This window comes from Streptomyces sp. NPDC001530, assembly GCF_042894545.1.
Lineage (GTDB): Bacteria > Actinomycetota > Actinomycetes > Streptomycetales > Streptomycetaceae > Streptomyces.
Window position 1 is genome coordinate 69,426 of sequence record NZ_JBIAVS010000011.1, and the last position, 24,115, is coordinate 93,540.

22 protein-coding genes and 1 pseudogene are annotated in these 24,115 nt (G+C 71.0%); 10 read left to right on the forward strand and 13 right to left on the reverse strand.

All coding sequences use genetic code 11. The annotated features are described in order from the left end of the window. Positions 1-17: 17 nt before the first annotated feature. The 3 genes from ACFY0T_RS23205 to ACFY0T_RS23215 all read right to left on the reverse strand — a co-directional run bounded on the left by ACFY0T_RS23205 (position 18) and on the right by ACFY0T_RS23215 (position 2,998). A complete protein-coding gene (locus ACFY0T_RS23205; RefSeq protein WP_388873647.1) occupies positions 18-2,234 on the reverse strand; it encodes an RICIN domain-containing protein in 2,217 nt (738 codons plus the stop codon). A gap of 32 nt (positions 2,235-2,266) precedes the next feature. Continuing rightward, the gene (locus tag ACFY0T_RS23210) at positions 2,267-2,398 is read right to left on the reverse strand and encodes a hypothetical protein (protein ID WP_388873650.1); all 132 of its coding nucleotides are present in this window, start codon (positions 2,396-2,398) and stop codon (positions 2,267-2,269) included. A 360-nt stretch (positions 2,399-2,758) separates the two neighbouring features. Next, positions 2,759-2,998, reverse strand: coding sequence for a hypothetical protein (locus ACFY0T_RS23215; protein WP_388873651.1), 240 nt, complete (start codon positions 2,996-2,998; stop codon positions 2,759-2,761). 177 nt (positions 2,999-3,175) lie between these two features. Between ACFY0T_RS23215 and ACFY0T_RS23220 the strand changes: the two genes are divergently transcribed. After that, positions 3,176-4,159: an aldo/keto reductase gene (locus ACFY0T_RS23220; protein WP_388873653.1), complete on the forward strand. Its 984-nt coding sequence runs from the start codon at positions 3,176-3,178 to the stop codon at positions 4,157-4,159. 86 nt (positions 4,160-4,245) lie between these two features. Next, entirely contained in the window at positions 4,246-4,470 is a 225-nt protein-coding gene (locus ACFY0T_RS23225) for a hypothetical protein (RefSeq protein WP_388873656.1), read from the forward strand. 8 nt (positions 4,471-4,478) lie between these two features. Here the strand turns inward: ACFY0T_RS23225 and ACFY0T_RS23230 are convergent, their stop codons facing one another. After that, positions 4,479-5,129, reverse strand: coding sequence for a response regulator (locus ACFY0T_RS23230; RefSeq protein WP_388873659.1), 651 nt, complete (start codon positions 5,127-5,129; stop codon positions 4,479-4,481). Further along, positions 5,126-6,394 (reverse strand): sensor histidine kinase, encoded by a 1,269-nt coding sequence (locus tag ACFY0T_RS23235; RefSeq protein ID WP_388873662.1) that lies wholly within the window; start codon positions 6,392-6,394, stop codon positions 5,126-5,128. The genes ACFY0T_RS23230 and ACFY0T_RS23235 overlap by 4 nt, the downstream gene beginning before the upstream one ends. A gap of 178 nt (positions 6,395-6,572) precedes the next feature. On the opposite strand from ACFY0T_RS23235, the gene ACFY0T_RS23240 reads away from it, so the two are divergent. Continuing rightward, the gene (locus ACFY0T_RS23240; RefSeq protein ID WP_388873665.1) at positions 6,573-7,361 is read left to right on the forward strand and encodes a class I SAM-dependent methyltransferase; all 789 of its coding nucleotides are present in this window, start codon (positions 6,573-6,575) and stop codon (positions 7,359-7,361) included. 1 nt (position 7,362) lies between these two features. On the opposite strand, the gene ACFY0T_RS23245 is transcribed toward ACFY0T_RS23240, so the two are convergent. Further along, the gene (locus ACFY0T_RS23245) at positions 7,363-8,031 is read right to left on the reverse strand and encodes an acyl-CoA dehydrogenase family protein (protein ID WP_388873668.1); all 669 of its coding nucleotides are present in this window, start codon (positions 8,029-8,031) and stop codon (positions 7,363-7,365) included. A gap of 535 nt (positions 8,032-8,566) precedes the next feature. On the opposite strand from ACFY0T_RS23245, the gene ACFY0T_RS23250 reads away from it, so the two are divergent. Together ACFY0T_RS23250 and ACFY0T_RS23255 are read left to right on the forward strand one after the other, a co-directional pair. Then, on the forward strand, positions 8,567-9,289 hold the full coding sequence (locus ACFY0T_RS23250) for a TetR/AcrR family transcriptional regulator (protein ID WP_388873674.1): 723 nt from the start codon (positions 8,567-8,569) through the stop codon (positions 9,287-9,289). 29 nt (positions 9,290-9,318) lie between these two features. Further along, complete coding sequence (locus ACFY0T_RS23255; RefSeq protein WP_388873677.1) at positions 9,319-10,473, forward strand: FAD-dependent oxidoreductase; 1,155 nt, start codon at positions 9,319-9,321, stop codon at positions 10,471-10,473. Between the two features lie 15 nt (positions 10,474-10,488). Here ACFY0T_RS23255 and ACFY0T_RS23260 read toward each other — a convergent pair whose 3' ends face one another. Together ACFY0T_RS23260 and ACFY0T_RS23265 are read right to left on the reverse strand one after the other, a co-directional pair. After that, positions 10,489-10,815 carry a hypothetical protein gene (locus ACFY0T_RS23260; protein ID WP_388873680.1) on the reverse strand — a complete coding sequence of 109 codons (327 nt, stop codon included), beginning with the start codon at positions 10,813-10,815 and terminating at the stop codon, positions 10,489-10,491. Positions 10,816-10,993: 178 nt separating this feature from the next. After that, complete coding sequence (locus tag ACFY0T_RS23265) at positions 10,994-12,022, reverse strand: hypothetical protein (protein ID WP_388873683.1); 1,029 nt, start codon at positions 12,020-12,022, stop codon at positions 10,994-10,996. Between the two features lie 227 nt (positions 12,023-12,249). On the opposite strand from ACFY0T_RS23265, the gene tgmA reads away from it, so the two are divergent. The 3 genes from tgmA (at position 12,250) to ACFY0T_RS23280 (ending at position 16,706) form a co-directional block, all read left to right on the forward strand. After that, a complete protein-coding gene (gene tgmA / locus ACFY0T_RS23270) occupies positions 12,250-12,441 on the forward strand; it encodes a putative ATP-grasp-modified RiPP (protein WP_388873686.1) in 192 nt (63 codons plus the stop codon). Between the two features lie 15 nt (positions 12,442-12,456). Then, positions 12,457-13,410: an ATP-grasp ribosomal peptide maturase gene (tgmB, locus tag ACFY0T_RS23275; RefSeq protein ID WP_388873688.1), complete on the forward strand. Its 954-nt coding sequence runs from the start codon at positions 12,457-12,459 to the stop codon at positions 13,408-13,410. Positions 13,411-13,511: 101 nt separating this feature from the next. Beyond that, complete coding sequence (locus ACFY0T_RS23280) at positions 13,512-16,706, forward strand: amidohydrolase family protein (protein WP_388873691.1); 3,195 nt, start codon at positions 13,512-13,514, stop codon at positions 16,704-16,706. A 56-nt stretch (positions 16,707-16,762) separates the two neighbouring features. Here the strand turns inward: ACFY0T_RS23280 and ACFY0T_RS23285 are convergent, their stop codons facing one another. Beyond that, the gene (locus ACFY0T_RS23285) at positions 16,763-18,364 is read right to left on the reverse strand and encodes a serine/threonine protein kinase (protein ID WP_388873694.1); all 1,602 of its coding nucleotides are present in this window, start codon (positions 18,362-18,364) and stop codon (positions 16,763-16,765) included. A gap of 159 nt (positions 18,365-18,523) precedes the next feature. Then, positions 18,524-19,711 (reverse strand): annotated as a pseudogene (locus tag ACFY0T_RS23290) (4-hydroxybenzoate 3-monooxygenase); the annotation flags it as partial. Positions 19,712-19,963: 252 nt separating this feature from the next. Here ACFY0T_RS23290 and ACFY0T_RS23295 point away from each other — a divergent pair. Together ACFY0T_RS23295 and ACFY0T_RS23300 are read left to right on the forward strand one after the other, a co-directional pair. Continuing rightward, a complete protein-coding gene (locus ACFY0T_RS23295) occupies positions 19,964-21,403 on the forward strand; it encodes a serine hydrolase domain-containing protein (protein WP_388873697.1) in 1,440 nt (479 codons plus the stop codon). A gap of 156 nt (positions 21,404-21,559) precedes the next feature. Continuing rightward, a complete protein-coding gene (locus ACFY0T_RS23300) occupies positions 21,560-22,027 on the forward strand; it encodes a hypothetical protein (RefSeq protein WP_388873699.1) in 468 nt (155 codons plus the stop codon). A gap of 3 nt (positions 22,028-22,030) precedes the next feature. Here ACFY0T_RS23300 and ACFY0T_RS23305 read toward each other — a convergent pair whose 3' ends face one another. From ACFY0T_RS23305 to ACFY0T_RS23315, 3 genes are all read right to left on the reverse strand, one after another. Then, positions 22,031-22,315 (reverse strand): hypothetical protein, encoded by a 285-nt coding sequence (locus ACFY0T_RS23305; protein WP_388873702.1) that lies wholly within the window; start codon positions 22,313-22,315, stop codon positions 22,031-22,033. 101 nt (positions 22,316-22,416) lie between these two features. Continuing rightward, positions 22,417-23,412 carry an alpha/beta fold hydrolase gene (locus tag ACFY0T_RS23310; RefSeq protein ID WP_388873705.1) on the reverse strand — a complete coding sequence of 332 codons (996 nt, stop codon included), beginning with the start codon at positions 23,410-23,412 and terminating at the stop codon, positions 22,417-22,419. Between the two features lie 144 nt (positions 23,413-23,556). Then, positions 23,557-23,772 carry a hypothetical protein gene (locus tag ACFY0T_RS23315; RefSeq protein WP_388873708.1) on the reverse strand — a complete coding sequence of 72 codons (216 nt, stop codon included), beginning with the start codon at positions 23,770-23,772 and terminating at the stop codon, positions 23,557-23,559. Positions 23,773-24,115 lie beyond the last annotated feature (343 nt).

Genomic DNA, 24,115 nt, shown 5'->3' on the forward strand with positions numbered 1-24,115 from the left:
GTTCCCTTCCGTACGGGTCAGGGGTAGCTGACGAGGTTGGCGACATTGGTGGAGGAGTTGGACGGGCCGCCCCGGTCGTTGATGACGTGCCGGATCGTGCCCGTGCCGCCCAGCGAGACCGTCACCATGTCCTTGAAGCGCACGTTCGCGTTGCCCGGCGCCTCGATGGCATGCTCGGCGGCGACGCTCGGGTTGACGTTGAAGTAGCAGTAGCTGCCGAAGCCGTACACCTGATGCGTCGTCACCGAGTTCGCCACCTTGTAGGCGGCGTAGCCCTGCGTGGAACCGTTCATCCAGGCCGCCTGGTTGGGCGGGTCGTACGGCATCTCGTTCTGGTAGAAGTACGTGCGGCCGCCGTTGCCGTTCCAGAGGGTCTGGTGCTTCTGGTAGTGCTCGACGAACAGGCCGTACATGGTGACGTCGTCGCCGTTCACGACGAGCCCGGTGTCGGCGGTGTTGCTGGTCCAGCCGACGCCGCTGCCGTGGTCGGCGCGCCACAGCCACAGGTGATCGCCGATCACGTCGTCACTGTTGATCGTCAGGCTCGTGGTGGCCTTGCCGACGCCCGCGCCGCCGATGCGGAAGAACACGTCGTGCAGGGAACTCGGGTTGGCGCTGTGGTCCGCCAAGGAGCCGCTCGGGCCCATCTCCAGCAGCTGCGCCGAATTGGTGGTACCCGCGTCGATCAGCAGTCCGGCCAGCTGCACGCCGTCCACGTCGGCGACCGTCATGGCGGTGATGCCGTTGTCGGGGATGAGCGTGGCCAGGCCGAGGCCCAGGACGACGGTGTCGGGCCGAGTCACCCTCAGCGTCTGGTCGAGGTGATAGATGCCCGGTGTGACCAGCAGGTTCTTGCCCTGCGCGAGCGCGTCGTTCAGCTGCGTGGCCGTCGCGCCCGGCTTGACGATGAAGAAGTCCGAGAGGGGCAGGGACGTGCCCGCGGGCGTGCCGCCGCTCCATGTGGTGCCGCTGGAGTTGGTGCGCACGGAGGGCACGAACACCTTCCAGGCGCCCGCCGAGTCGACGTACAGGAAGGGCTTCTCGCGCGATACCGGGGTCTGGTCGACCGTGGTGTACGGCGGGCTCGGGAAGCTGTTCGCGGGAGCGTTCCTGGCGCCGACGAAGACCATGTTCCAGTTGGAACCGGTCCAGCCCGACCACTCGGTGTTCCGCGACAGCCACTGCTGCTGCGAGCCCGACCTGACCTGTCCGTCCACCTTCGTGTCGGCCATGTAGCCGCCGCTGGACCAACCGCCGTCGTCCAGCGCGAGATTGCCGCGCAGATGCATCCGCCGGTACGGCGCCGCCTGCGACACCGCCCAGCGGTCCGTGCCGGAGGCCGGGGTCACCGACAGGTTCTCCGCCGAGCGCCAGAAATTCTGGGTGGCGTTGCCCTGGAACCAGTCGGCCTCCGCGTGCACCGCGCCGCGGATGGTGACGTCGTCGGGGGAGAGGCCGAGCCCCGCGACCTGCGTGTAGAAGCCGACATTGGCATCCGCGTCGTAGGTGCCCGGCTTGAAGAGGAAGGCCTTGCGGGCCGTGCCGAACTGGTTGGTCTCCTGCTGGGAGAAGGCCGAGTTGAGGCTGCTCTGGATGGTGGCGGCCGGCGTCGACGGGTCGAAGACGGTGACGTTCGGGCCCAAGTCCGGTGTACCGGGCGGCTGTTGGGCGTCCACGGCGTTGACGTAGAAGGACTGGGCCGCCGTGCCGTTGCACGTGTACTGCTGCAGCTGCACGCTGTCCGCGGTGGAGGCGCTCGGCACGTCCAGGCACTTGCCGCTGTTGCGGTTCACGAAGTGGTACGCGCCACCGGACTCCGCCACGGCCTGCCACTGCTGGTTGGTGCCGCCGCCGTAGGCCCACAGCTGCACGAGTGCGTTGTCCGCCGTGGAGACGTCGGTGACGTCCCAGGCCTTGGTGGCGTCGGCTCGGTTGTCGACCTGGGCGTATCCGCCGGAGGTGGCGGCGAACCGCCACTGCTGGGCCTGGCTGCTGTTGCACGCGTACTGCTGGACCGCGGTGCCGTTCGCCGTCCCGGCGGCGCGCGCGTCGACGCACTTGCCGCTGCCCGCGTTGACGACGCTGGCCCAGCCGGTGGGCAGCGCGGCGGCCTGCGCGGACGCCTTGTCCTGCGCGGCGATCGCCACGCCTGACACCGTTGTCGCCACGAGGGCGATCGCGGTCAGCGCTTTCGGTATCCGGCGGCGGCCGGACTCTCTGCTGAATCTGGACACGGGGCTCTCCTGCGCTGGTGGGGGTGGGAAGGTCAGCCGGTGTACTGCGTGAACACGCGCGTGTAGTCCCAGTCCTGCTGGCCCACTCCGTGGGGCGGCACGCTCAAAGCATTGGCGGAGAGGGCGAGTACGGCGGTGGGGCGCGCGGGGGATTGTCTGGCCATCAGAGGGATCACAGCCCTTCGCAGGTGGCTGGTGGGGGGGTCACGCGACATCACGCACGTTCACGTCCATGAACATCGAGCGCATTCATGGAGCGCTGGTGATCGGTGAACCTAAAGGTCTGAACCAGACACGTCAAGATGTGAAGCAGTAACGCCCTTCAAACGCTCGGTCAGTACGAGGAGTTGAAGCCATGATCCTGTGACACCGCCCGCTCGGCTCAGGTGAACGGCCTTCGCGAAAGGTCGTTGTCGTACACCCGGTGCGGGTCGAGCCGGTCCAGGATCGCGGCCGTCGCTGCCCAGTCCGGCCCCGATCCGTCGTCGAGCGTGGCCGGCTCTCGCCCTCGGCCGGTACAAGGGTCACGGCCGGCACCCCACTTGTACGGTGGCGGGCTCGGTCGGCTCCCATGACGGACCGGTCAGCCGGGCGGCCGTGTCGACCAGCAGCACGTGGGCGTCGGCCCCGGTCCCGGCGGGGATCGTCAGCGGCAGTGCCCAGCCGTGCGCAGCCCCCTGCGTGAACCGTCCAGCCCTGCCCCAGGTCCAGTTGACCACCTGGGCGACCTGGTCCGCAGCGCGACCAAGCCGGTCGCCCTTCACTTCTTGAATGGTCGGCCATGTGCCGCACGCTTGGGGTAGTTGACACGAATCAATCATTCGTCGAAGCGCTTCACTCTTATGAGTGGCAAAGCCTCACAGAAGGTTCTTTGCGGACGCACAGGCGTGCCGCGGTGGGTGGCGTCCTGCGCGAGGGCGCGGAAGTGTCAGACTGACGGCATGGACGAGCGCGCATTCGGCAGGTCAGGTCAGCAGGCTTCGGTCATCGGTCTCGGCACATGGCAATTGGGAGCCGACTGGGGCGACGTGAGTGATCGGGACGCCCTGGCCGTCCTGGAGACGGCGGCCGAGTCGGGAGTGACCTTCTTCGACACGGCGGACGTGTACGGCGACGGGCGCAGCGAGGAGACCATCGCCACGTTCCTGCGCGGCAGGCCGGACCTGCACGTGCTGGTCGCGACCAAGATGGGCCGTCGCGTCGAGCAGATCCCGGAGAACTACGTTCTCGACAACTTCCGCGCCTGGAACGACCGTTCCCGCCGCAACCTCGGCGTCGACCGCATCGACCTGGTCCAGCTGCACTGCCCGCCGACGCCCGTCTACTCCTCCGACGAGGTGTACGACGCCCTCGACACCCTGGTCGAGGAGGAGCGCATCGCCGCGTACGGCGTGAGCGTGGAAACATGCGACGAGGCGCTGACGGCGATCGCCCGCCCGAACGTGGCGAGCGTCCAGATCATCCTCAACCCCTTCCGCATGAAGCCCCTGCGGCAGGTGCTCCCGGCGGCCCAGGAGGCGGGCGTCGGCATCATCGCCCGCGTGCCGCTGGCCTCCGGCCTGCTCTCCGGCAAGTACACCAAGGACACCGTCTTCGCGGAGAACGACCACCGGACGTACAACCGGCACGGAGAGGCCTTCGACCAGGGCGAGACCTTCTCCGGTGTCGACTTCGCCACGGGCGTGGAGGCGGCGGCCGAGTTCTCCGCCCTCGCCCCGGAAGGCTGCACCCCGGCCCAGCTGGCCCTGCGCTGGATCATCCAGCAGCCCGGCGTGACCACGGTGATCCCGGGCGCCCGCTCACCGGAGCAGGCCCGCGCCAACGCGGCGGCCGCGAAGCTGCCGGAGCTGTCGCAGAAGACGCTGGACGCGATCGACGACCTGTACGAGCGGCGGATCAAGGAGCAGGTGGAAGGGCGCTGGTAAGCGTGTACACCGGGCGGTCCTGGTCGGGCCGTCCCGGTCGGGCCGCGACGGCTGCCCGGCGCTGACGGCTCGAGGACCCGGAGCCGATGCGTGAGGCGCTGGTCGCGTACCTGTCCGCGACCACGCCCCGCGAGGAACAGGCCGCCGACAGCGCGTTCCACCGGGCCGGCGAGGGCCACACGGCCCTGTACGAGGCCATCGCGGCGGGCGAGCCCGAGCGCGCGGAGGAGAGCGCCGGGGAACACTTCATGATCAGCGCCGAGATGATCCGTGACGTACTGGCCCGTGCCCGTGCCGCGGAGCCGACCTGACGGCCGTGCTACCGCAGCAACCGCTTCTCCTGGGCCACCGCCACCGCGCCGGCCCGCGTCTCCACCCCCAACTTGCCGTAGATCCGCCCGAGATGGGTCTTGACCGTGGCCTCGCTGATGAACAGGGCCCGGGCGATCTCCCGGTTTCCCAGGCCGCGGGCAAGCTGCCCGAGGATCTCCTGCTCGCGCGCGGACAGCGCGGGGCGCGGACTGCGCAGCTGGGTCAGCAGCCGGTCGGCCACGGGGGCCGACAGGGTGGTGCGGCCGTACGCCGCGTCGCGGATCGCCGTGAACAGTTCGTCGGGTCGTTCCGCCTTGAGCAGATAGCCGGTGGCACCCGCCTCGATGGCGCGGGTGATGTCGGCGTCGGTGTCGAACATGGTGAGCACCAGGACCCGGGGACTCTCGCCACCGCCGTCGGAGGTCAGGTGCCGGGTGGCCGTCACACCGTCCATGCCGCCGTCGAGCTGGAGGTCCATCAGCACGACGTCGGGGCGCAGACGGGTGGCCATGGCGAGCGCCTCCTCGCCGGTGCCCGCCTCACCGACCACCTCGATGCCGTCGGCGCTCGACAGCAGCGCGCGCAGTCCGGCACGCACCACGGCGTGGTCGTCGCACAGCAGCAGCCGGACGGGGGACGAGGGCGTCGACGTACTCACAGGACGGGCTCCCTGGAGGTGTCCGGAACAGAGAGGAACGAGGGAGCCGGAGGTGCCAGAGGCACGGCCACCGATACGACGGTGCCCTCTCCCGGCGTGGACTCCACGGTGAGCGTGCCGCCCGACTGCCGGGCCCGGATGCGCATGGCCGGCAGCCCGTGTCCGCGTGACCGGCCCGGTTCCCGGGCCGCCGGGTCGGTCCGAGCGGAGGCACCGGGTACGCCGCCCGCCTCGAAACCGCGGCCGTTGTCGGCGACGTCGAGCGAGATCTGGTCGTCCAGACAGGTCAGGGTCACCGCGGCCCGTGTCGCCGCGGCGTGTTCGCGCACATTGGCCAGCGCGCCCTGGGCGATGCGCAGGAGCGCCGCCTCGAGCCGCTCGGGCAGCGGGCCCGGTTCGCCGTCGAGCCGGAACTCCAGGGTCAGGCCCGGGCCGGTCTCCCGCTCGGCGAGTACGGCGAGCGCGTCGGAGAGCGAGCGCTCGGCGAGGTCGGCCGGCGCCAGGTCGTGTACGAACCGGCGGGCCTCCGCGAGGCCTTGGGAGGTGATCTCGGCCGCTCTGCGGACGTGCTCACGGGCCGCGTCCGGGTCCGTCCGCCAGACGCGTTCCGCGGCCTGCAGCAGCATCTGCTGGCTGGAGAGCCCCTGCGCGAGAGTGTCGTGGATCTCCGTGGCCAGCCGCTGGCGTTCGTCCAGGACGCCCGCCCGCCGTTCGGTGGCCGCGAGGTTGCGGCGGGTGCGGACCAGGTCGTCGATCAGGACGCGCTGCCGGGCCCCTTGACGTTGCAGATGGACCAGTACGGCGGTGGCGACCGCGGCGACGGCCGGCGGGGCCACGACCATGTTGGGGTTGAGCGTGCCGTCGGCCACGCGCACTTCGGACGCGACGACCAGCGCCGTGAGCACGGCCGCCAACGGCACCGCCCACCGCGGGGGCAGCGCGTGCATACCGGCGAACAGCAGCGGCATGGCACACCACGTGGCGCTCGGCGCGAGGACGAGGAGGACGACCCAGACCGCGGACACGGCGCCCAGCCAGGCCAGATGACGGGTGGCCGGCGGAGATCCCGGGCGAGGCGCCGGGGCCAGGAAGTGCCCGAGGACGTACAGCAGACAGAAGACCGCGAACAGCGCCGCCACCCCACCGGTCCGAGCTCCGCCGTGGTCACGGGTCAGGAAGCGGGCGAACGAGGAGCCGAGCAACAGGAAGAAGGCGGCATGAACGATCGTGACCAGCCAGCGCTCATCCGGGTCGGTGTGTTCCATCCTCCCGTGTCTAATGCCTCCGACACGGGACCGCATCAACCGATCGGCCGACATGTGCGTCACCACACCGCCTCCGAACCGCATCCTGTTGACCGAGCCGGATGCACCGCCAGTGCACCGAGGCTGACATCAGGTCCCGCACCGCCCGGGACACGGCACTCGGAAAGGCAGGGACCACATGCCCGCCAAGAACCTCATCGCCAACCGGTCCGCCCTCGGCCACCGCCTCGGGTACGCCCTGCGCCACCCCGACCGGGTGCCCCGCCATCTGGCCCGCACCGCCCGGGACATGTGGCTGCGCCACCGCCACCCGGACCACATCTCCTACTACCGCGCGGTCATGCGCTCGGACACCCGGGCCAACCCGGACGCGGCCGTCGGCAGCCGCAGCCGTGAGCGGTGGCTGGCGCTGGGGGCGATGCAGTTCGACTACCTGCTCGGCCACGGCCTGCGCCCCGAGCACCGCATGCTGGAGATCGGGTGCGGCAACCTGCGGGGAGGCTGGCGGTTCATCCGGCACCTGGAGCCCGGCCACTATTACGGCATCGACATCTCACCCGACATCCTCATGGCCGCGCAGGACACCGTCGTGGAGATGGGCCTGCAGCAGCGGCTTCCGGTGCTGACTCCCGTGCGTGACCTGACGCTGCGGTTCCTGCCCGAGGCACACTTCGACGTCGTACACGCGCACAGCGTCTTCTCGCACTCGCCGCTCCCGGTCATCGAGGAGTGCCTGGCCAACGTCGGCCGGGTCCTCGCACCGGGCGGCTGGTTCGACTTCACCTTCGACCGGACCGCGGGCGAGGAACACCACGTACTGAGGGAGGACTTCTACTACCGCACCGAGACGCTGGTCGCCCTCGCCGAGAAGCACGGCCTGCGAGCCCGCTTCATGGAGGACTGGGAGGAACTCCCGCACGGCCAGTCCAAGATTCGCGTCACCCACGGGAACGCGGACCGGCCATGACCTACAGAAAGGGCGTGCCGGCGTCGAGCCCGGACAGGACCCGGCCGTACAGCTCCAGGTTGGTGGCCGGGTTGACGAACGAATGCAGGCTCAGGGCGTGCAGATCACGTACGGTCCGCTGGATGGGCACCTCCCGGTGCAGCGAGGACGCACCGGATGCGGAGCCGATGAGGTCGACGGCCTCCGTGCACAGCCGCGTCACATAACCGCTCTGCGCCCGGATCCGGGCGCGCTCCTCCTGCGTGTACGGATCGCCGGTCCCGGCCCGGGACTCGATCCGCTCGACGAACTCGGCGGTCAGTAACTCGGCGCAGGAGAGCTTCATGGCCGCCTCGGCCGCCTGCAGATGGGTGACGGCCGCCTCATGCTGCCGCTCGTGGAAGGTGTACGTGATGCCCCGTCGATGGACCCGCTCGGTGAACTCCGCCAGGGCCGATCGCGCCAGGCCGAGGGCGTTCGGCGCCGTCCAGGCACAGAACATCAGCAGTACGGGCATCCGGTAGAACGGGTCGTCGGCGTTGGTCTTCGACGGGAAGTCGCCGCCCAGCAAGGGCCCGAGCGGCAGCACGCGGTGAGCGGGTACGACGACGTCGCGGGCGACGACGCTGTTGCTGCCGCTGCCGGCCAGCCCCGAGACGTACCAGTCGTCGAGGATCTCGAGATCGGCCATGGGTACGGCGGTCCACAGCATCTCGGGCGGTCCGTCACCGGATTCGACTCGTACCGTCAGGAGGTGCCAGTCGGCGTCCTGGCAGCCGGTGGCGAAGGCCGAGGTGCCGTTGACGACGTAACCCCCGTCCGTCGCGACCGCCGTGGCATCCGGGATGAGCGTGCCGCCGACCCGTACGTCGGGGCTGGTGAAGATCTCCTCCTGCGCCTCGTCCGGGAAGAGCGCCGCGATGTAGGAACAGCCAGCCTGGATCAGGGTCTTGAAGGCGGTCGAGCCGCCCTCCGGATCCTGCGTTCATCCGTGTCGGCCGACCTCGAGTGACCGCCGCCCCGGGCTCGTACACGGTGGATGCCTTCGCGCCGTACTGAAGGACGTTGGCATGTTCGGCGGCGAGTTCGATCCCGCTTGCGCGGGCGGTCGGCGGCTTGAGGGCGGCGTGGAATTCGAGACGGCTCTGACCCGTCATCCGGCTCGCGGTGACGAACATGTTCGTGCCGTACTTGTTCGTGACGAACATGTTCGTTACCGTGGAGAGGTGACAGCACACCCCACCCCCCGTCCAAGCCGTCGCGAGCGCCCGGCGAAACCGGCCCTGACCAGGGACGGCATCATCGAGACCGCGGTCGCGCTGCTGCGTGCCGAAGGCCTCCAGCGCGTCACCATGCGCCGTCTGGCGCAGGAGCTCGACACCGGTCCGGCCTCGCTCTACGTGTACGTACGCAACACCGCCGAGCTGCATGCGGCGGTGCTCGACGACCTGCTCGGCGCCGTCGACCTGAGCCCGGCGGGCGAGGACGGCGACTGGCGCGAGCGGCTCGTACGGGTTCTGGACTCCTATACGGCCGTGATGTTCGAGTACCCCGGCCTCGCCCGCTCGGCGCTGGTGGCCCGCCCGTCCGGCGAGCACTACCTCGACCTTCTCGAAGCGCTGCTGTCCCTGCTGAGCGACGGAGGTGTTCCTGAGGACCTAGCGGCCTGGGCGGTCGACCTGCTCCTGCAGTTCGCCACCGCGACCGCCGCCGAACACGCCGCCGGGGACAAGAGTCCCGCCGACACCGAGGGGGAGTGGGCCGCGCTCGCCGCCGCGCTGCGCGGCGCATCCGACGAGCGCCATCCGCACATCGCCCAGCTGGGCGCCGAACTGCTCTCCGGACCCGGCGAGGCCCGCCTGAACTGGGGCTTCCACGTGCTCATCAACGGAGTCCTGCACACGCCCAGGCCGCGGACGTCCACGCCGGACGCGCCGGGCACACCCTGACCGTCAACCACCCACGAGGAGTACCCGCCATGTCGACACCCCACCACCACCCCATAGCAGTGATCGGCGCCGGTCTCGGCGGCCTCACACTCGCCCGTGTCCTGCATCTGCAGGGTATCGACGCCGCCGTCTTCGACCTCGACGCCTCACCGACCGCCCGTGCCCAGGGCGGCATGCTGGACATGCACGAGGAGTCCGGCCAGGCCGCGTTGCGGGCCGCCGGCCTCTACGAGGAGTTCCGTGCGAACATCCACGCCGGCGGCGAGGCCCTGCGCATCCTCGACAAGGACGCCGACGTCCGGATGGAGGACGACGGCGAGGGAGGCGAGCGCCCCGAGGTCTCCCGGGGTGCCCTGCGCGACATCCTGCTCGGCTCCCTGCCCGAGGGCGCCGTCCGCTGGGGCGCCAAGGTCACCGGCGTACGGGCGCTCGACGACGGTCGCCACGAGGTGACGCTCGCCGGCGGGGAGACGTTCACCACCGATCTGCTGATCGGCGCCGACGGGGCCTGGTCGAAGGTGCGGCCCCTGGTCTCGAACGCCACCCCGATCTATTCGGGTATCTCCTTCGTCGAGGTGCACCTCCTCGACGCCGACATCCGGCACCCGGAAAGCGCCGCCGTCGTCGGACGCGGCATGCTGTTCGCCCTCGCCGAGGAGAAGGGCTTCCTCGCCCACCGCGACCCCGACGACTCGCTGCACGTCTACATCGCCCTCAAGACGCCCGCCGACTGGGCCACTTCCGGCCCCATCGACTTCGCCGACACCGAAGCGGCCAAGGAGAGCCTCCTGGCGCACTTCGACGGCTGGGACAAACGTCTGCGCGCGCTCATCGCCGGCGCGGACGGCGCACTCGTCCCGCGCCCGATCCACGCCCTGCCCATCGGCCACCGCTGGGACCGCACCCCCGGCGTCACCCTGCTCGGCGACGCCGCCCACCTGATGTCCCCGTTCGCGGGCGAGGGCGCCAACCTCGCCCTGCTCGACGCCGCCGAGCTCGCGACCGCCATCGCCACCCACCCCGACGACATCGAGAAGGCGCTGACCTCGTACGAGGAGGCCCTCTTCCCGCGCGCCGAGGCCGCCGCGACCGGTTCGGCGGTCAATCTCGACATCTGCTTCAGCCCCGACGCCCCGCAGAGCCTGGTCGCCCAGATGAACTCCTACCGCACCGAGTCCCACTGACGTACGGGGCGCACGTCACGGCTGCGCACTGCGGCGATGCATGGGGGGCCGATCGATTACTTCGATGTACATGATCCGGCCGTCCACGACGTCCAGGCACAGCATGCCTTCCGAGGGCAGGAGCGGCACGCACCGATGGCCCGTGCCATACGGCTGCCCCTGCGGATGATCCGCCGTCCGGAGGCTCTGGCAGAAGTCGTCGCCGCAACCGCACTCGCCGACCAGCCGAAGATCCCGCGCGCTGACCGCCAGCTCGCGCTCCCCTTCATCCTCCAGGAGGGTGGTCAACTCGGCGACGAGGTCGGGGAAGACGTCGCGCACGAGGGGGTGGTCCTGCTCCATGGGGGGAGAGTAGCCGGAGCGGCCGGTCACCGTCTGCACACCCGGCGCCGACCTGACGGCCAGGGGCACCACCCTCACCTTCTGGTCCGCCGGACATCCCGACCCCCAGGGCGCCCTACCCGGACAACCCCGCGGCCTCCCGGGAACCAACCGCTCCCGCGAGGCCGCCGGACCCGTCTCACTCCCGCGAAGCCGCCCCGCGCAGCGCCGCGATGGCGGAGCCGATCGCCTGCTGGAGTTCCTCCAGCCGCTGCACCATGTCGTCCTCGTAGATGTCGTCCGCGTCGTCGAAGGTGAGCTCCTCGAAGACTTTCGTGGCCTTCTGGAGGCTGTTGTAGAACTTCGTGCGGCGTTCCTGGACGCGGAGTTCGGGGTCGGCCTCGACGGTCTCGACGACGAGGTTCTTCATGGTGTCGTACGCCTCCGTCGCCCACTCGCCGGAGTCCTCGCCCTCGTCCAGCTCGTCGAGGAGGGAGAGGTGCCGCTCGGCCTCGGAACGGAGCTCGGCCGGAGCGTCCAGGGTCTGCCCGGCCGGCGTCTTGATCTGGCCCTTCTCCGCGATCTGGCGCACATAGCCGATCCGGTCGGCCGCCCTGCTCTCGGTGGCGACGGCCTTCTTCAGCTCGTCGGTACGGGCGATGTCCCGGGCCAACTCGGCCTGCAGCGCCGGGTCTTCCTTCACCCGGTCCAGAAGGGCGGCCCGGGCCGTCTGAGCCGTGGAGGGGTCGGCGAGGATCGCGGCCCGCAGCGCGGTCGGGTTCTCGGCGACCTCCAGGGCCTTGGTGGGGCGGATGCCCTCCGCCTCGGCGGCCTCGGCGATGGCGGCGCCGCGCTCGGAGGCGGCGCTGGAGCGGGAGACGTAGTAGGTGAGCCACACCTCGGCGTCCGGCAGCTCGATGTCCTCACCGGGGACGAGGATTTCGAAGTGCGGGACGAGACCGTCGTCGGCGGCCCTGTCCCACGCCTTGTAGTAGCGCATGACGCGCTCGGGCGAGCATCCGGCCAGCTCGGCGAACTCCTTCGCGGACACCTTGGGCGTCTCGTCCGCGGACTGCCCGCCGGGACGCACACTGCGCGCCACCTTCAGGCCGAAGGCCCAGCCGCCGGTCCGCGCGTAGGCCCCGAAGTCGTGCGCGTCGCGCGTGACGGGGTCCTGCGCGCCCGGGCGAACGGCGGATTCTTCGGATGGGGCGATGGCTACGGTCACCGGGAACTCTCCTGGGATGGTGCGGCGTTGACGTCACGAAGGATGAAGCATTGGCCTAAGCTTCGGCCGGAATCAAGCAGACACACGACCAATACGGCAACAAGCAAACTGGAAACGACGCGATGTGATGACCTTCACCCCGATGTGGCGGAAAGTGATGAATTCCTTACGGTCATGACACGTACGGGTGGGCGTAGAGCATCGTGAGACCAACGGGAGGATCTTTCGTGCGACCGTTCACCCTCAACTACGCCTTTCCCACGGGGCAGTCGGCCGCAGTGCCCCCGTACCACTTCGATGTGTCCTTGCAGTTGAACGTGATGCCCGACGGCCGCCCCGCCGTCAGCGACCGCGCGCTCCTGATGGCCACCGGCACCACGACGTCCACGGCCGGCTCCCAGACGCACTTCGACGACTGACGGCCGCCCGCGCGCATGACGGTACTCATTCTCACGGCCGAGCAGGACGTCACCGCCGACATGGTGGTGGCCAAGCTGCATGAGCGGGGCGTGCCCATGGTGCGCCTCGACCCGGCCGACCTGCCGGGCAAGGCGGTGCTGTCCGCCGACTACGCCCACGGTGACTTCGACGGCTATCTGTCGGTCAACGGCCATGTGCTCAGCATGGGGGGCCTGCGATCCGTGTGGGTGCGCCGGCCGGGCGAGCCGGCCGCTCACGCCGCCGAGCCCTCGCCGTGGCTCACCGCCGAGACCCGGCAGGCCCTGTTCGGCATGCTGTACTCCGCCTCGACCCGCTGGATGAACCATCCGCGCCGCGCCGAGCAGGCCCGGCACAAGCCCTGGCAGTTGCGGGTCGCCCACAGCAGTGACTTCGCGGTGCCGCCCACCATCATCACGACGGCTCCCCGGGTGGCCCAGCAGTTCGTCGAGGAGTACCGGGACGTGGTGGTGAAGGCGGCCTCGGGGCCACCGCCCGGCGAGCCCCCGGTGGCCCTGCCGACCACGCTCATCGGACCGGACGCGGACTTCTCCGGCGTCGCGGCCGGCCCCGCGCTCCTCCAGCAGTACATTCCCAAGCGCGCCGACATCCGGCTGACCAGCATCGGCACCCGCCTGTTCGCCGCCCGGAAGGCCGCCGATCCCGGGCAGGTCGACGGGCGGTTCGGCGACACCGGACACGTCTGGGAGACCGCGGACGTGCCCGACCGTATCGCCCGCTCGGTCCACGAGTACCTCGCCTTCACCGGACTCGCGTACGCCGCCTTCGACTTCGCCGAGGACGAGGACGGCGTCTGGTGGTTCCTGGAGTGCAACCAAGGCGGCCAGTTCGGCTTCGTCGAGCTGGAGACCGGGCAGCCCATCGCCGACGCGGTCGCCGTCTGGCTGTCGCAGCGAAGACCCCGTCACCGCATCCCGGAAGGCCACTGACACTCCTCCAGCACACCCGCGGGACCGGCATGCGGCCGTACCCGATTGGCGTGAATGGCGTTGTTGCTCAAGGGCTTTGCGATGCGTAAGCGTGCTCTGTCATGGAACGTGACAGGAGCAGCACCGCCCTTCCCCTCTCCCGCCGTCAACTGCTCGCCGCGGCAGGCGTCGCGGGGGCCGCCACCGCCCTCGGCGCGGCCCCCGCGACGGCCCGCACCGATGCCGGCCTCTCCCTGTCCTTCACCCAGGCCACCAACGGCTCGGCGACCCTCTCACCCGCGGGCGACCGGCTGATCGCCGAGCTCCAGAACGTCCTGTGGTCGCTCCCGCGCGCCGGCGGCCGTGCCGTCCCCCTCACGCCGGCGGACCTCGAACCGAACCGGCCCACGCACTCCCCGGACGGCAAGCTCATCGCGTTCTGCGCGTACCGGGGCGGCGGCTTCCACGTGTGGACCATGCGTCCCGACGGATCGGACGTACGGCAGCGCACCGACGGCCCCTGGGACGACCGGGGCCCCGCCTGGTCGCCCGACGGCACCCGGATCGCCTTCGCCTCCGAGCGCGGCGGCGACCCGGTCGCGGGCAGCCCGTACCGCATCCACGTCCTGGACCTCGGGAGCGGCGAACTCACCCGCGTCACCGGGCTCTCCGGGCAGGACGGCCCCCTGCAGGACGGTTCCTGGGAGGACTTCGACCCCACCTGGTCACCGGACGGCCGGCGCATCCTGTTCGTGCGGGCCAAGGCGGTCACCACGCCCTCCGGACCCGGTGTGGAGGCCCGGACCCTCGCCGCCGTCCCGGCCGACGGCGCGGGTCCCGTCGCCGTCGAACACACCGAGACCGAGGCCGCGCAGGTCATGACACCGTCCCTCGCCCCGGACGGCCGCCGCCTGGCCTATCTGCGGACCACGGCCTCGCCCAACGGCTCGTGCACCCTCGTGGTCGACGGCAAGCCCGTCGCCGTGTCCGGAGACATCGCGCCCGTACCCCCGCGCTGGACCGCGGCGGGAGAGCTGCTGCTGACGGTGGACGGCCACTTCACCCTCGTACGCCCCGACAGGCCGGGAGAACCGGAGCCGATCCCCTTCGAGGGCGTGCTGCCCGTGGAGCGGCCGCGGTACCAGATCAAGGAGTACGACCTCGGTGACGCGCGTGTGCGCCCGGTACGTGGAATCCACCTGCCCGCGCTGTCCCCCGACGGACGGCGCATCGCCTTCGCCGCCCTGAACTCGCTGTGGCTGGCGGACACTTCGGGCGGACACCCGCCCGAGCGGCTGCGGCAGTCCGCGTCCTCCCGCTACCTCCTCGCACCGGTCTGGGCGCGGGACGGACGGTCGCTCGTGTACGCCGACGACCGCGACGGACTGCTCGGCGTGTACCGGCGGGATCTCGCCACCGGTGAGGAGACCGCGCTCGCGACGGGCGGGCGGGTGTATCCGGCCCTGTCGCCGGACGGCGAGCGGCTCGCCTGTCTCGACATGACGGGGCGGCTCGTCGTTCGCGAGCTGAGGACGGGCGAGGAACGCGTGCTGGTGACGCCGCTCGGCGGGGGCGGGCTGCCCGGCCGTCCGAGCTGGTCACCCGACGGCCGGCACCTCGCGCTGTGCGACCGCAACCGCCTCAACTTCCGCTTCCGCGAGGGCTACAACGTCATCCGGATCGTCGACGCCACGACCGGTGCCGACCGCCTGCACGCCGTCGCACCCCATGTCTCCCTCGCCGACCGCTACGACTCCGGGCCCCTCTGGTCGCCCGACGGGCGCTGGATGGCGATCGTCGTCGAATCCGCGCTGTGCCTGCTGCCCGTCGCCCCCGACGGCACCCCGCGGGGCGAACCGCGCACCCTCACCACCGAACCCGCCGACCACCCCTCCTGGTCCGGCGACTCCAAGACGCTGCTGTATCTGTCGGCCGGCCGCCTCAGACTGACCGGCGTCGACGGCCGGGATGCCCGCACCGTGCGCGTCCCGCTGGACCGGCGAGGGCCCGTTCCCGCCGACACCGTGGTGCACGCCGGGCAGCTGTGGGACGGCACGGGCGAGGCGGTGCGCGACGACGTCGACATCGTCGTACGCGGTGGGCGCATCGCCTCCGTCGAACCGCACCGTGCCCGCCGGGGCGCGCTGCGGAGGATCGACGCCTCGCAGCGCACCGTCGTCCCCGGGCTGTGGGACACGCACACCCACCCGTGGCAGAGCACCTACGGCGGACGCCAGACCGTCGGCCAGCTCACCTACGGGATCACCACCGCCGTGTCCCTCGGCGGCTTCGCGTACGAACAGGCCCGTATTCGCGAGGCGGTGGCGAGCGGCCAACTCGCCGGACCCCGGCTGCTGACGACCGGCGAACTGCTCGACGGATCCCGTGTCGCGTACAGCATGGGGCGCGCCCACCGCACCGAGGAAGGTCTGCGACGCTCCCTCGAACGAGGTGCCGCACTCGACTGGGACTTCGTCAAAACATATGTGCGGGCACCGAGTTGGGTGATGGAGGAGGCGGCGCGGTTCGCTCACGAGCGTCTCGGGGTTCGCTCGGGCAGTCACCTCCTGTCGCCCGGCGTCCAGCTGGGGCAGGATCTGACGACCCATCTGCAGGCCACGCAGCGCGCCGAGTTCGGGCACGCGACCACCGCCACCTGGCACGCCTACTCCGACGTCGTGGAGATCTACAGCGCCCGGGGCGTCAACTTCGCCCTGATCGCCACGCCGTTCGGCGCCGCCCCGCTGATCGGCGCCGATCCCGGACTCGCCGACGACCCCCGCGTCACCGTCGTGATGCCGCCCTGGGACTCCGCCGCCGTACGACAGGCGGCGGGCACAGCGCCGACGGCCGCCCAACTGGCCACGCTGCGCACGGAGACCGACATCTACCGGCGTGTGCTGGCCGCGGGCGGTCTCGTCGCCCTCGGCACGGACCAGCCGCTCGTGCCCGTCGGGCTCGCCCTGCATCTGAGCCTGCGCGCCCTGCACCGCGGCGGGCTGTCCCCGGCGGGGGCCCTGCGCACCGCGACCGTGCTGCCGGCCCGGCTGTTCGGCGTGGACCGGGACCTCGGCACCGTACAGCCGGGGAAGCTCGCAGACCTGACGGTGGTGGACGGCGACCCGTTCACGGACTTCGACACGCTCGTACGGACGGTGTCGGTGCTCAGGGGAGGGACACCCTACGAGACGGCGGACCTGGTGGCCGCGTTCGAGCCGGCGTCGCGGCGCGCGGCGACGCGCGACGACTGGCTCGAGGTGGGGCGGCTCATGCGCAGGGACGGCTGCTGCGACTCGGGGCACGGTGAGGTCGGCTGACGGGAGTGGACTTGGGTTCATTTGAAGTGGGCTGACAGGAGTGAGGGAATCCGGGATCACTCAGACGTCGGCTGGAAGGACTTGAGGAAGACGTCCAGCGCCCGCCGGTTCGCGGAGGCGTCCCAGTCGTCGGCCGGGGTCGTCCACCGCAGTGAGAAGCCCCGCTGGTCGCCGATCAGGAAGCCCCGGCCGAACGTGCGCTCGCGCACCCCGTCGGACACGGAGTACCACTCCATGTCGGCACCCTCATAGCCGCGATAGTCCACCGCACGGATGTCTCCCACCCGCTCGTAGCCGACGGAACCGGCGCGCAGGGACGGCTCCAGCGCGCTCCAGACCGCGACGGGATCCGGGCCCAGCCGCGTGCTGTAGGTGACGGCCAGCGTGCGCGGATCACCGCTCGCGCCGAAGGTCACCCGATAGGACAGGTCCGTGGAGCCCTTGGTCCGCAGGGGTTTCCAGCCCTTGGGGAGGTCGACGGAGAAGCCCTGGGGTGCCTGATAGCGGTAGAAGCCGGACGGCTCCTTCGCGCCGCTCGTGGAGGAGGGGGAAGGGGTGGGCGACGCCGACGGTGTCCGCTGGGGAAGTGTGGCGGGATCGGTGGGGTCGGCGGTGCGGCTGCCGGAAGCGGTCGGTGAGGGAGCCGCGCCGGATGCGGACGTGTCCCCGTCGGGCAGTCCGCCCGCCGCGGTGAGCACGGCGAAACAGACGACGGTGACGGCGAGCGCCCCGCCCAGCAGGACCGGGCGGCTGACGGGCCGCCCGCCCCAGGTCCGCCCCGCGCGCCGGGCGGCGCCGCCCAGGTCGCGGAAAAGCGGCAGGGGCGCCGTGGACGTCGCGTCCTCGAGGTCCTCCTTGAGGATGCGCGTCAGAGCCTCGCGCACGACCGGCTCGGGCACGCGTTCCAAGGGATCCCTGCGCAGGAGCCCCTGAATGGCCGGTGCCAGCGGTCCGGCGCTCATCGGGGCCCGGATGGGCAGCCGGTCCACGGCGCGGAGCGTGGCGTCGAGCCGTCCACGGTCCCGGATGGGCGGCCGGCCCTCGACCATCGCGTACATCATCGCGCCCAGCGCCCACAGGTCCGCCGCCGGTCCCGTGCCCTCGCCACGGGCCTGCTCCGGGGAGGCGTACGACGGCGCGGTGACACGCGGCGAGGCGGTGCTCCCCATGAGGCCGAAACCGTTCACCGTGACATCGCCCCGCTCGTGCACGCACACCTGACCGGGGCTGAGATCGCCGTGCGTCACCCCCGCGCGGCGGGCGGCCGTGAGCACATCGAGAAGGCTGAGCCCGATGCGGGCCGCCCGGACGTAGTTCACCGGACCGCGGCCGAGGAGCTCGGTGAGCGGGATGCCTGGGGACCGCTCCGTGACCGTCCACACGACGTCGTGCTCCTCGATCACGTCGACGACCGTGGCCACCGGGCCGGGACAGACCAATCCCACGCGCTCGGACTCGCGCAGGATCCGGGCGGCGATACGGTGCCCCGCCTCCTCGCGCCGATGCTCCGGAAGCCGCGAGCGGATCAAGGTGACCGGCCGCTCGAAGTCGACGTCCTGACCGTGCCAGCCGACGCGGCCCTCTTCCCGGTGGGCGACTTCGAGCAGTCGGTATCTTCCGGCGACCAACTCGCCCGTGGATTCTTGCACCTTGACCATCGTCATCCCTCGCTGCGCCCGGGCTCTCACCTTTCCCGGAAGTACGGAGGGTGTGACGTTGAGTGCTCAACGGGAGACGGTTCCCGAGGCCTGTTTTTCCTCGACTCCCTGACAGTCGCCCGCACGTGCGAAAGGTTCAGGCCAGCGACCCGCGGCGGTTCAGCGCACGGTGTCCTTGCCGCTGTAGGAGTCCGCGAACGTGGCCGCCGCGACGGGCGAACCCAGCAGCCGCCGCAACCGTGCACCCGCGGACCCCGCCCGGAAGGGATCGCCCGACGACGGCCCGTGCAGCAACTCCGCGAACCACTGCGAGAATTCCTGGTACTCCCACACGCGCCGCAGATAGGCCGCAGAGTAGTCCCGCAGCCCGCTGCCGTCGCCCGACCCGAAGTAGGCGATGAGCGCGTCCGCCAGGAGCAGCGCGTCGTACAGCGCCAGGTTCATGCCCTTCGCGGCGATCGGCGCCACAAGGTGGGCGGAGTCGCCCGCCAGGAACAGCCGCCCGTACGTCATCGGCTCCACGACATAGCTGTGCATGTCGAGCACCCGCTTCTCGACCAGCCGTCCCTCGGTGAGCGGCGGAGCACCCGTCACCGACAGCCGGGCACGCAGCTCCGACCACACCCTGTCGTGCGGCCAGTTCTCCGGGTCGTCGCCGGGCGTCACCTCCAGGTAGTAGCGGGTGACCTGGGGGCTGCGGGCCATGTGGGCGGCGAATCCGCTCGGGTGAATACCGAAGACGACACAGTCGGAGGACGGTGGGGCCTCGGCGAGCAGCGCCAGCCAGCCGACGCCGTAGTCGTAGCGGGCGAGGGAGCCGCGCTCCGGGGGCACATAGGTGCGGGTCACTCCGCGAGCGCGGTCGCAGCCGGCGACGACCTCGCACTCGATGCGCCGGCGCTCGCCCGTCGCCGGGTCCATGTACAGCACCGCGGGCTGGTCCCCTTCGAGGCCGTGCAGGGCGACATCCCGTACGCCGAACCGGATGTCGCCGCCGCGGACATCGGCGTACTCGCGCACCAGGTCGGTCACCAACAGCGGCTGCGGATAGACGAAGTGACGGTCCCCGGTCAGCTCGGCGTACCGGAACCGGTGGCGTTCGCCGTCGATCCGGAACTCGCACTCGCTGTGCGGCTGCGCCCGCTCCACGAGCCGGTCGGCCAGCCCCCGCTCCCGCAGCGCGCGCACCGCCCATTCCTCGATGAACCCGGCCCGGGGCCGCTGTTCGATGAACTCCCGGCTCTCGGTCTCCAGGACCACGCAGTCGACGGACGCGGCGCGCAGGATGTTGCCGAGGGTGAGACCGGCCGGTCCCGCGCCGACGATGACGACGGGGACGCGCTGAGGGGGGGGTGGGGGAGGGGGTGATCACCTCAGCATTATGACGGTGCTCCGTCAACACCGGCCAGCTGCCGGTGGGTTGATGTCATGACACCCCCGAGATACCTCAGCCCCCGGCCGACAGAGCAGTACGTGCGCCTCCCCGCCTCGGCCTCATGCGTGGACAGGCAGGAGCCCGCACGGGAAAGATGCGGTATGCACACGGTGTCCGTCCGCCGTGTCCTGGCCACTGTCCCGAGCCGCCCGGAGGCTGCCCGTATGAGTACCCGTCCCCTGCCTGTCAGCACACCGGGTGAGCAGGGCGTCGACGCGTCGGGCCTTCACTCGTTCCTCGATGCCGTCGAGGCCGCCCCGGACATCGAACCGCACAGCCTGATGATCCTGCGCCACGGTCACGTCGTGGCCTCCGGCTGGTGGGCGCCGTACACACCCGAGCGCCTCCAACTGCTCTACTCGCTGAGCAAAAGCTTCACCTCCACGGCCGCGGGGTTCGCCGCAGCCGAAGGGCTGCTGCGCCTCGACGACCCGGTGATCTCGTACTTCCCCGAGTTCGAGGCCGACATCACCGACCCGCGCAGTCGCGCCATGCTCGTACGGCATGTCGCGTCGATGGCGAGCGGCCACCTCACCGAGACCTACACCGAGGCGTTCCGGCTCGACAAGAAGGAGACCGTACGCGGCTTCCTGCTGATCCCGCCGGACCGCGACCCCGGCACCGTGTTCGCGTACAACCAGCCCGCCACCTACACGCTCGGCGCGATCGTCCAGCGCGTGACCGGCCAGTCGATGACCGCGTATCTGCGGCCCCGGCTGCTCGACCCGCTCGGCATCGGCGAGGTCGCCTGGACGCAGCACCCGGCCGGAGGCGACCTCGGCTTCAGCGGCCTGCACGCCACGACCGACGCGATCGCCCGGTTCGGCCAGCTGTACCTGCAGGACGGTGTGTGGGAGGGGCGCCGGCTGCTCCCGTCCTCGTGGATCGCGGAGGCCACCCGCGCGCACATCTCCACCGCGGACGGTACGGCCGAGGGGGCGCTGTCGGACTGGCAGCAGGGGTATGGATTCCAGTTCTGGAGGTCCCGGCACGGGTACCGCGGCGACGGGGCGTACGGGCAGTTCTGTCTGGTCCTGCCCGAGTACGACGCGGTGATCGCGACGACCGCGGCGACCGAGCAGATGCAGGACCTCCTGAACCTGGTGTGGCGCCACCTGCTGCCCGCGTTCGGCACCACCCCGCTCGTCGGAGCGGAGGACGGCGGATTGCGCCGACGTCTCGCGCGGCTCGCCCTGGCCCCGGTCGAGGCGAAGCCCGAGCCGCCCGCGTCGGGTAACACCTGGGCGGGCGTCGAGTTCGTCCCGCAAGGCGGTGCCTGCGCGGATCAGCGGACACTGACGGGAGTCGCGGTCGCCGCGGGTGAGCAGGGCTGGCGCGTGTCGTTGACCGAGGGGGACAGGCGACTCGACCTGCGGCTCGGCGCGACCGGCTGGAGTGTCGACCCGGGCCCGGTCCCCACGGCGGTGAGCGGGGGATGGACCGACCAGGAGACCCTGCGCGTCGACGTGCTGTTCCTGGAGACCCCTCACCGTATGACCGTCACCTGCTCGCTCCCCGACCGTACGTTCACGGCGCGATGGCACACGAACCCGCTGCACGGCGGCCCACTGCGCTCGCTCCGCGCGCCGTCGCGCCTGCCGTAACCGGCCGACGGAAAACGCCAGGCCGCGCCACCCCTTCCACCACGTAGAAATATCTACCAACATTCATGTGCCGAGGGGTCGATGGGCCGTCGCAGGCCCCGCTGGCTGTGTCGTTCTCCGCGCCTGCCGAGCGGAGTGGAATATATCCGGAGGGCCATGACGAACGCGATGTGGTTGCAAAGTGTGGAGTGGCTCGCCGCGGCCGCCACGGACCCCCGGGCGTGCAAACGGGAGTGGGATCAGGGCAGCGGTGGTGTGCTCCTGGAAGCAGGGCGCTTCTGGGACGTGCTGAGCGTTCCCGAACAACTGGGTCTGCTCGCCCTGGACATCCTGTGGTGCGACCCGCTCCAGGTGCCGGGGCCCACGCTCGTGGACTCCGCGGCCCACCGCGTCGGCTTCTTCCTGCCGCCCGATCCCGCCAGCCTGTGGGTGGGGTCCGGGCTCCGCCACCTCGGCAAGGGCTCGTGGGTCGCCGTACCGCCGCCGTACCGGTCCGCGGGATCCCTGGAGTGGATCATCCCTCCGGACGGGACCGGTGCCCTCCATCCCGCCGCATCCCTGGAACTCGCGCTGCGTCAGGCCAATGGAACGCTCGCCGTCCTGGCCCCCCTCAGCGAGGAGTAGTCCTCACCAGCCGGGGAGACCGCGGGGAACGGGAACCGCCGGCACGGGTTCGGCATCGTCCGCGTCCGGAGCCGGAGCGGGAGCGGGGGCGGGAGCCGCGAAGGAGGCCCACAGCACCTCACGGACATCGCGACGCTCCGGAACCACGCGGCCCTTGGCCCGCCACTCCGCGACGAGTTCGGCGTAGATCGGCGCATTGCTGCGGTAGTCATTGGTCAGTTCGGCGTACGGGCCGCCTGCACGCGTGCGGATCGGCACGCGGCGCAGCGCTGTGCGAGTGATGTCCATGTCGGAGCAACGCTCGCGTGCGCGCCCGTGGTACGCGCGGCTGCCGTCGCCCACCGGGTTGAGTGAGCGCCGCCCCCCGTTCGGAGTAACGGGGAACCCACTCACCGGTGCGCGATCCGGCCCATGATGAGCTTGATCGCGCCGATCGTGAGGTCGGGGTCGTGGACCTGCACATAGTGGTCGCTCCCCGTGGCGAGCAGGTGAGGGGTCTGGGGCGCAAGGTCCACCAGCGTCCGCTGTACCTGCGGCCAGGCTCGTTCCAGTCGTGTCAGGAGCGATTTCGGGGTTCCCTCGGGGGCGGCGAAGGGTTCTGTCTTGCTGAGGACGGCGAGCGGTACCTTCGGCAGCGGACCGGCACGGTCGACCGCCGCGACGGCCCCGTCGATGTCGACGTTCTCGAATGCCGGGTCGTCGTCGAAGGGCGTGCCGGGATGGTTGAGCAGCCGCACGTACCCGGCCCAGTCCGTACCGAAGAGCGGCTTGATGTCCGTACCGAACGAGTCGACGAAGACGAGGCCGCTGGTCCGCTCCGGATGCCGCTGCGCGTACAACCGCGTGATCATTCCGCCGAAGGAGTGGCCCACCAGCAGGTAGGGACCGGGCACATGCCCCGCCGTCAGCACCTTGTCGAGGTCGTCCACCATGTCCGGGAGCGAGCGCGTACCCGTCACCGGGGTGCTCCGCGTGGTGAGGGCCGGCGGGTTGGTGTAGCGGACAGCTCCGGGCCGGTCGTAGGTGCAGACACGGGTGAACTGCGCGACGCCCGGGAAGACCGCGGGCGTCTTCGGCACCGGCGGGCGGGTGTCCGTGATGCTCCAGGTGTCGGACGAGTCGTGGAGCCCCGACGCGAGGACGACGGTCGCGCTGCCGCTTCCCCGGCAGTGCAGATAGATCTTCCGGCCACCGCCGATGTCCACCTGCCGAGCCACGTCACCGGTCGCCGGGGTCGCTTCACCGGTCGTCACGGTCGCCGTCGACACCGCGGCTGCCGCCGTCGCCCGCCCGGCGCCGGCGGCCGGGCCGGCATGACAAGCGGGCAGCAGCATCAGCGCCACCGCGGTCGGACCCAGCGCCCCGATGGCCATACGTCGTCGCATGGGGCCAGCCTGATCGGAGGAGTGGGTGCTCGCCACCGCGTACGGCGGCCACCGCGGGCCGGAGCCCTTGCCAGTCCTCGCCGGGAGATGCGCCAGGGTCCGGTCGCAGTTCACCGGGAGCCGGCATGCCCCCGCACGGAATCGCTACGCGGCCCCGTAGTAGTGCGCCTGACCCCCACGCCACTTCACCCACGCGGGATCGTCCAGGAGATCCTCCGCGTCGGGCAGGCCCGCCCGGCCCAGGAACTCCAGCAGGTCTTCGTCTGAGAACGCCACGCCGAGGTTCTCGCCTCGCGCGGTCACCTCGCGGCCGCCGGTGTCCAAGGTGGGATGCACGACCAAAGGAGCCCGTCCGGACATGTCTCCAGCATCGTCCTGAACGCCCCGCCGCGCATCCCGGACGAGGAAATTTTCACGTCACGAACGCCGCCGGTTCGCGATCTGCATGGCCACGTCGTACGCCATGCAGCCCAAGGTCGGAGTGACGGCCGGCCAGACCCACGCGCTGTCGACGTGAACTGTGTCGTGCCTGGCCAGCACTGAGCTGAGTCCCCAACTGCCGACCGTACCGACCGTGGCGGCGACTCGCACACGGGCGGTACGGGCAGCCGGACGGAGACCACTTTCCGACGCCAGCGGTGCCGCGCGCCATGGTGGGTCGGCGGAAACGGAAGCAAGGGACGGCACGGCGGAGGTTGCGGGA

What these genes read in the sequence shown, in the direction of transcription:
- ACFY0T_RS23210 (WP_388873650.1), bottom strand. Translation starts at nt 2,398, where the DNA reads ATGGCCAGACAATCCCCCGCGCGCCCCACCGCCGTACTCGCCCTCTCC.
- ACFY0T_RS23220 (WP_388873653.1), top strand. Translation starts at nt 3,176, where the DNA reads ATGGACGAGCGCGCATTCGGCAGGTCAGGTCAGCAGGCTTCGGTCATC.
- ACFY0T_RS23225 (WP_388873656.1), top strand. Translation starts at nt 4,246, where the DNA reads ATGCGTGAGGCGCTGGTCGCGTACCTGTCCGCGACCACGCCCCGCGAG.
- ACFY0T_RS23235 (WP_388873662.1), bottom strand. Translation starts at nt 6,394, where the DNA reads ATGGAACACACCGACCCGGATGAGCGCTGGCTGGTCACGATCGTTCAT.
- ACFY0T_RS23240 (WP_388873665.1), top strand. Translation starts at nt 6,573, where the DNA reads ATGCCCGCCAAGAACCTCATCGCCAACCGGTCCGCCCTCGGCCACCGC.
- ACFY0T_RS23245 (WP_388873668.1), bottom strand. Translation starts at nt 8,031, where the DNA reads ATGGCCGATCTCGAGATCCTCGACGACTGGTACGTCTCGGGGCTGGCC.
- ACFY0T_RS23255 (WP_388873677.1), top strand. Translation starts at nt 9,319, where the DNA reads ATGTCGACACCCCACCACCACCCCATAGCAGTGATCGGCGCCGGTCTC.
- ACFY0T_RS23260 (WP_388873680.1), bottom strand. Translation starts at nt 10,815, where the DNA reads ATGGAGCAGGACCACCCCCTCGTGCGCGACGTCTTCCCCGACCTCGTC.
- tgmB (WP_388873688.1), top strand. Translation starts at nt 12,457, where the DNA reads ATGACGGTACTCATTCTCACGGCCGAGCAGGACGTCACCGCCGACATG.
- ACFY0T_RS23280 (WP_388873691.1), top strand. Translation starts at nt 13,512, where the DNA reads ATGGAACGTGACAGGAGCAGCACCGCCCTTCCCCTCTCCCGCCGTCAA.
- ACFY0T_RS23285 (WP_388873694.1), bottom strand. Translation starts at nt 18,364, where the DNA reads ATGGTCAAGGTGCAAGAATCCACGGGCGAGTTGGTCGCCGGAAGATAC.
- ACFY0T_RS23295 (WP_388873697.1), top strand. Translation starts at nt 19,964, where the DNA reads ATGAGTACCCGTCCCCTGCCTGTCAGCACACCGGGTGAGCAGGGCGTC.
- ACFY0T_RS23300 (WP_388873699.1), top strand. Translation starts at nt 21,560, where the DNA reads ATGACGAACGCGATGTGGTTGCAAAGTGTGGAGTGGCTCGCCGCGGCC.
- ACFY0T_RS23305 (WP_388873702.1), bottom strand. Translation starts at nt 22,315, where the DNA reads ATGGACATCACTCGCACAGCGCTGCGCCGCGTGCCGATCCGCACGCGT.
- ACFY0T_RS23310 (WP_388873705.1), bottom strand. Translation starts at nt 23,412, where the DNA reads ATGCGACGACGTATGGCCATCGGGGCGCTGGGTCCGACCGCGGTGGCG.
- ACFY0T_RS23315 (WP_388873708.1), bottom strand. Translation starts at nt 23,772, where the DNA reads ATGTCCGGACGGGCTCCTTTGGTCGTGCATCCCACCTTGGACACCGGC.